Source organism: Acinetobacter sp. GWC1_38_13 (genome assembly GCF_001767535.1).
Lineage (GTDB): Bacteria > Pseudomonadota > Gammaproteobacteria > Pseudomonadales > Moraxellaceae > Acinetobacter > Acinetobacter junii.
In genome coordinates, this window is sequence record NZ_MELG01000060.1 from 5,835 (window position 1) to 12,668 (window position 6,834).

Annotated in this window: 5 protein-coding genes; 3 read left to right on the forward strand and 2 right to left on the reverse strand. The window is 40.6% G+C overall.

Going from position 1 to position 6,834, the window contains the following annotated elements; all coding sequences use genetic code 11:
- On the reverse strand, positions 1-2,633 hold a 2,633-nt coding region (purL, locus tag A2003_RS05965), incomplete at its 3' end, for a phosphoribosylformylglycinamidine synthase (protein WP_286686961.1).
- Between the two features lie 184 nt (positions 2,634-2,817).
- On the reverse strand, positions 2,818-3,534 hold the full coding sequence (locus A2003_RS05970) for a hypothetical protein (protein ID WP_286686962.1): 717 nt from the start codon (positions 3,532-3,534) through the stop codon (positions 2,818-2,820).
- Positions 3,535-3,690: 156 nt separating this feature from the next.
- On the opposite strand from A2003_RS05970, the gene A2003_RS05975 reads away from it, so the two are divergent.
- The 3 genes from A2003_RS05975 to ruvB all read left to right on the forward strand — a co-directional run bounded on the left by A2003_RS05975 (position 3,691) and on the right by ruvB (position 6,710).
- A complete protein-coding gene (locus tag A2003_RS05975) occupies positions 3,691-5,031 on the forward strand; it encodes a deoxyguanosinetriphosphate triphosphohydrolase (protein WP_112986225.1) in 1,341 nt (446 codons plus the stop codon).
- 73 nt (positions 5,032-5,104) lie between these two features.
- Entirely contained in the window at positions 5,105-5,710 is a 606-nt protein-coding gene (gene ruvA / locus A2003_RS05980) for a Holliday junction branch migration protein RuvA (protein ID WP_286686963.1), read from the forward strand.
- Between the two features lie 4 nt (positions 5,711-5,714).
- Positions 5,715-6,710, forward strand: a complete 996-nt coding sequence (ruvB, locus tag A2003_RS05985) for a Holliday junction branch migration DNA helicase RuvB (protein ID WP_004952988.1) — start codon at positions 5,715-5,717, stop codon at positions 6,708-6,710.
- Positions 6,711-6,834: the final 124 nt, after the last annotated feature.

Sequence of the window (6,834 nt, forward strand, 5' to 3'; positions counted from 1 at the left end):
ATGTCATGGTAAGCTTTGATCACGCCACGATTGTTCCAGTCTTGAATCAAGGCAAAGAATGCTTTGAAGTCATCAAAACTATCAACATCAGGGGTAACAGAACCGATTGCTTTATATACTTGCGCAAGGATCGAACCACCTAAACGGAATTGACCTTTAGATAAATCGATACGTACAAGTACTGAGTCTGCTAAGTTCTTCAGTTCAGGTGTTAATGTTTTACGTACATCTAAAACAGGTGCAAACGCAGTGATTACGCCTGTCATTGGAGAAGTTACGGCTTTATCTTCACCATCATTCCAAGTGGTACGCATTGAAAGTGAGTCTTTACCGACAGGAATAGCGATACACAATGCAGGACACATTTCCATACCAATCGCTTTCACACCTTCAAACAAGGCTTGATCTTCACCTTTTTGACCAGCCGCAGCCATCCAGTTGGCAGAAAGCTTGATATCGCTGATTTGTTCGATGTTGGCACAGGCAATATTGGTAATTGCTTCCGCAACCGCTAAACGTGCAGATGCAGCAGGATTTAACAAAGCAACTGGTGGGCGCTCACCCATCGCCATAGCTTCACCTGTAAAGCCTTGCAAGCTTGTCGTCGTTACTGCTGCATCTGCAACAGGAACCTGCCAACGGCCAACCATTTGATCACGGGCAACCATACCTGTAATCGAGCGGTCACCAATTGTGATCAGGAATGATTTAGACGCAACTGTTGGATTCTTCAATACGCGGAAAATCGCATCTTTCAAATCAACTTTTGATGCATCAAAGTCGTTACCTTTACGTTCAATCGTTTCATATGAACGTTGCATACGTGGTGTACCACCCAACATGACTTGCATTGGGATATCGACTGCATTGTTTTCAAATAACGGATCTTCAACAGTCAGATGACGTGCTTCAGTCGCTTCACCAAGTACTGCAAACGGACAACGCTCACGTGCACAAATTTCTTCAAACTGTTCTAAAGATTCTGGACGAATCGCTAACACATAACGTTCTTGCGCTTCATTTGACCAGATTTCCATCGGGCTCATGCCTGGCTCTAAAGATGGAATCTTACGCAGGTTCAATACAGCACCTAACTCGTGATCATTCACTAGTTCAGGCATCGCATTGGATAGACCACCCGCACCCACGTCATGTATAGACACGATTGGGTTAAAGTCTTCTAAGCGCCAGCATGTATCAATGACTTCTTGGCAACGGCGTTCCATTTCTGGGTTTTCACGTTGTACTGAAGCAAAGTCTAAGCTCTCACCCATAGTACCGCTGTCTACAGATGATGCAGCACCACCACCAAGACCGATTAACATGGCAGGACCACCCAATACAATGAGCAAGTCACCTGGTTGAATCGCATCTTTTTCAACGTGGTCAGGACGAATGTTACCGTAACCACCAGCGATCATAATTGGTTTATGGAAGCCTTTAACTTCACCATTCACATTCTGTTCGAAGGTACGGAAATAACCATTTAATGCAGGACGACCAAACTCGTTGTTAAACGCCGCACCACCCAATGGACCTTCAATCATGATTTGTAATGGCGATGCCATACGTGAAGGCTTACCGTAGTTTTCTTCCCAAGGCTGTTCGAAACCAGGGATATTCAAGTTAGAAACCGTAAAGCCTGTTAAACCTGCTTTTGGTTTACCACCACGACCTGTTGCACCTTCATCACGGATTTCACCGCCTGAACCAGTTGCAGCACCAGCAAATGGAGAAATTGCTGTTGGGTGGTTATGCGTCTCAACCTTCATTAAAATATGAGCGGCTTGGCTCTTATATTTATAAACAAAGTGACCATTTTCATCCGCTTTTGGATAAAAACGCATCGTGTCATAACCCACGATCACAGAGGCATTGTCTTTATACGCCGACAATACATCTGTTGGAGATTCTTTATAGGTGTTCTTAATCATTTGGAACAATGATAATGGTTGTTTTTCACCATCAATTGTCCATTCAGAACCAAAGATTTTATGACGACAGTGTTCAGAGTTCGCCTGAGCAAACATCATTAACTCGATGTCATTTGGATTACGACCCAGCTTAGTAAATGCTTCGGTTAAGTAATCAATTTCTTGCTCAGATAAAGCAAAGCCGAACTCATTATTCGCTTTAACTAATGCTTCTTTACCTTGACCCAAGATATCAATTGAGTTGAGTGGCTTCGGCGCAGTTTCTGAGAATAAAGCTTTTGCATCTTCAATTTGAGCAAAAACTGTTTCCGTCATACGGTCATGAAGTACTTGTTTAACTTCATTCGTAATTTCAGTGACACCTTTTAACGTGAATAAAAGACCACGTTCTAGACGGTGTACTGGTGTATTACAGTTTTGGAAAATATCAGTTGCTTTAGACGACCACGGAGAGATTGTGCCAACACGTGGAGTTACTAAAATTTGGATTTCATCACTTGCAGCTTGGCGAAGTTCGAAAGATTGACCATCGTTTAAAAGTTGTAATGCCGATTGATGTTGCTGCTCGTTGAGCGCTTGATCAAACAAATAAACCCACTGGCTGTCAAAAGATTGAACAGAACTCATTGACGCTAAACGGTTTAAGAGTTGAGCTTTCTTAAAAGAAGAATGTGCTGATGCACCGGCCACGATAAACATGTTGACTTTGGCTCCACGGGTGGGTCTAACGAACCTACCGCAATGTGACTTATGAGAGAGCGCATATTCTACTGTGAAAGCCTTCTTTCAGCTAGCCATATCCATCTTAAAAATCAGAGTTTTCTATCCCAAATCACTTAAATTCTTATCGCTTTATGGGTTTAGTATATTCGTAACAATTCGTTTACTTTGATATGTAGATCACATTTCCAGTTTGCGGGTCTTCTTTTCTTATTATACCGAGCTTAGAAAAGAATGAGTCATTACAAGCAAGAGTGTCGTCCACACCACCCTCAACACTATATGAAAGCTGCACATGTGCATGGATAAAGCTTTTATCCTGAATCGCTTCTTTAAAGAACACATCCATACTTTCACTGTTTAAACAGACATAACTTTGCTCAGGTTTGCCATTGTGATTTAAATCAATTGAAACTGTTTCATCTGTGTTTTGGATTAGTTGATTTGATTGTATTGGAAGGCTATTGACCCAATCTCGATCATTATTAATAGCATAGGCAAATGCAGTTTGAGCTGTTTTATAAAACTCAGAACAATTTTTGATGGGTTTCACCAATACCACAGCAGATAAAGCAACATCGTCTTTGCTAAAACGAGAATGCCCATTCAATTCAATATTGGGTTGAATACTCCAATATTGTTTTGCCGCTGCATTTGCATCATCTGTCCAAATACATTGTTGATCTAGGCGCTGATCCGCGACTTCTTGATAAGCAAATGCAGCTAAGACAACCGCTGTTTTCTTTGGCTGATCTATCGTTTTTTGCTTAACTTGATCAGAGGATGTTTGCTTCTGTTTCACTTCTAATGATTCAGATGGCTCTACCTGATTACAAGCTGATAATAATACGCAGACCATAAGTGCAATATTTTTATTCATGTTTCCCCCTAAAAATTCAAATGACTTAACTTAAATGATGAAATACAAAACTATATGCGACGACATACTTATTCAAGACAACTTATGTCGCCCTACTCTAGTGCTTTAATCCTTTTTTTGGCATCATGATCTTGAACTCATAGTGAACAATGATGAATGGAACAAATGCGTTGGTTGGAATTGCTCTCTGCAATTCGCTTAGGTAGTAAAAAAAGTAGCACCGAATTGGCTAGAAGCCCGTTTCATAAAGATTACGATAGAATTATATTTTCCCAAAGTTTTCGACAACTGAATAGAAAAACTCAAGTTCACCCATTGACTCAGCACGATGGTATTCATACTCGATTGACTCATTCACTGGAAGTATCTTGTATTGGTCGCTCGCTTGGTATGCTCGCCGCAGAAAAGATCAAAGATGAATTACCTATGTGGATTTCACCTGCTGATGTCGGTGCGATTATTCAAGCGGCATGTTTAGCTCACGATATTGGCAATCCCCCTTTTGGTCATGCAGGTGAATATGCGATACGTGAATGGTTTGATGATGCCTCACATCGTGACTTTCTGACCAAACTCACTCCCGAAGAAGAAGCAGACGTTCGTCAATTTGAAGGTAATGCGCAAGGTCTTCGTTTACTGAGTCGTATTGACTACCATCCTGATGATGGTGGTATGCGTCTGACCTGCGCAACACTGGGTGCCTATTTAAAATATCCTTGGTTATCAAAAACCATCGACCAACAAGGCGATACCCCATCACATCAAAGAGCAAAATTTGGTTGCTATCAATCAGAAAAAGAAATTTTAAAACAGCTTGCTGAACAGCTTGGCTTAATTAGACTGGGTGAATATCACTATTGTCGTCACCCTCTAACTTATTTGTTAGAAGCTGCTGATGATATTTGTTATGCACTGATTGATTTGGAAGACGGCATCATTCTTAATATGTTGAGTTATGAGGAAGTTGAACCTATTTTCCTCAACTTGATTGCTGATTTTGGTCTTCCTGAAGAGCTGCATTTACCGCATACCACTTGGCAACAAAAAATTGCAGCCTTGCGTGGTCGTGTAATGAAACGATTAGTCGATGAAGTCACGACGGCTTTTGCAAAACACCACTATGAAATCATCACAGGTCAACTCAAAGGGAGCCTTTTACAATATTGCTCACCTGATATTGAAGCAGGGATTCAAACTGCGAAAAATCTTGCACGTGATCGTATTTTTGAACATCCTCAAAAATCCGGTTTAGAAATTATTGCGCATCAAAGCTTACAGACTATTTTAGATGCTTTTGTGCCTTTGACCATGCCGCATAAAACATTAAGCTTTAAAGAACAACGTTTGATGTCGATTTTGCAACATTCAGGCGCAAATTTTCAAAACAACCATTACAATAATATTATGCAAGTCTTAGATATTATTAGTAAGTTCTCAGACCATCAGGCTTATAGCTTGGCGCAAGAGCTACAAGGGAATAAAGTTGGCTTCTTTTAAAAGAATATGCAAACTCTATTTTCTTAAATGACTTTGGTTTAAATCTTTTCAAATAAATAGTGAAAAATTTTCTATGATCGGATGTTTAATTGGCGAAGTGTTTGCCTTAGAAGCCCCTACTGTATTATTTAATGTAAATGGGATTGGTTATGAAATCGATACACCGCTTTCAACATTTTGCCAATTACAAAAAGGACAAAAAGTAACGTTATGGACGCATTTAGTCGTTCGTGAAGATGCTCAACAACTATATGGCTTCAGTGAAGCACAAGAAAAAATCATTTTTCGCACCCTACTCAAAGTAAACGGTGTAGGACCAAAAATGGCATTAGGGATTTTATCTACGTTAAGTGTTGAATTATTAATTCACACCATTGAACACGATGATATCAATACACTGATTAAAGTGCCTGGAGTTGGCAAAAAAACTGCGGAACGTTTAATGATTGAATTACGTGACCGTTTCAAAGCACTTTCACAGTCAACGAATAGCACTTCACAAACTACCTCCTCTCAAATTCAATTCATGTCAAACTCACCTGTTGCTGAGGCTGAGGCTGCTTTACAATCGCTTGGCTATAAACCTATTGAAGCACAAAAAGCTGTGGCAGCTGTCAAGGCTGACTATACAGAATCTGCCGATATTATCCGCGCAGCTCTTAAATCGATGATGAAGTAATATTATGCAAGATCGCCTCATTAGTGGAATTGAAAAACCTGAAGATCATTTTGATCGCGCAATTCGTCCGACATCACTTGCTGACTATATTGGTCAGCCCGTGGTTCGCGAGCAAATGGAAATTTTCATTGGTGCTGCTCGTGGGCGTGGTGAAGCACTGGATCATACGCTAATTTTTGGACCACCAGGTTTAGGTAAAACCACCCTCGCCAACATTATTGCTCGCGAAATGGGTGGAAATCTAAAGTCTACGTCTGGTCCTGTATTGGAGCGCGCTGGTGATTTAGCTGCAATGCTGACCAACTTAGAAGAAGGTGATGTTTTATTCATTGATGAAATCCATCGTCTCTCGCCAGTGATTGAAGAAATCCTATATCCAGCGATGGAAGATTATCAACTGGATATCATGATTGGTGAGGGTCCAGCAGCGCGCTCTATTAAACTAGATTTACCGCCATTTACATTAGTCGCAGCAACAACACGTGCTGGTCTACTCACTTCCCCACTACGTGATCGTTTTGGAATTGTGCAACGTCTGGAGTTTTACTCTGTTGAAGATCTTACGCATATTGTAACGCGTTCAGCAAACCTCATGGATGTTCCAATTACTAGAGAAGGTTCAACTGAAATTGCAAGACGTGCCCGAGGTACTCCACGTATCGCCAATCGACTATTACGCCGTGTACGCGATTACGCTCAAGTGAAAGGCACAGGAGAAGTAACTCAAGAAATGGCTCAACGTGCTCTAGACATGCTAAATGTCGATAAAGCAGGTTTAGATACTTTAGATCGCCGTTATATCAGTATGTTGCTTGAACGATTTGAAGGCAGACCTACTGGTGTTGAAGCATTAGCAGCCGCAATGGCTGAAGATAGCGGCACACTAGAGGATGTTATTGAACCTTACTTAATTCAACAAGGCTATGTTATGCGCACTGCTCGCGGGCGTATAGCAACGAATATGGCTTATTTGCAATTTGGTATGACCCCACCTGAATAATATCAATTTCCTTTAATAAAATGCTTTCTATAGTGAAGTAATTAAAATAATATACAGATTATTCTACTTACTTCATTATTTTATTAAGGGTTAAAATGAAAAATAAACTTTCCACAACAATATT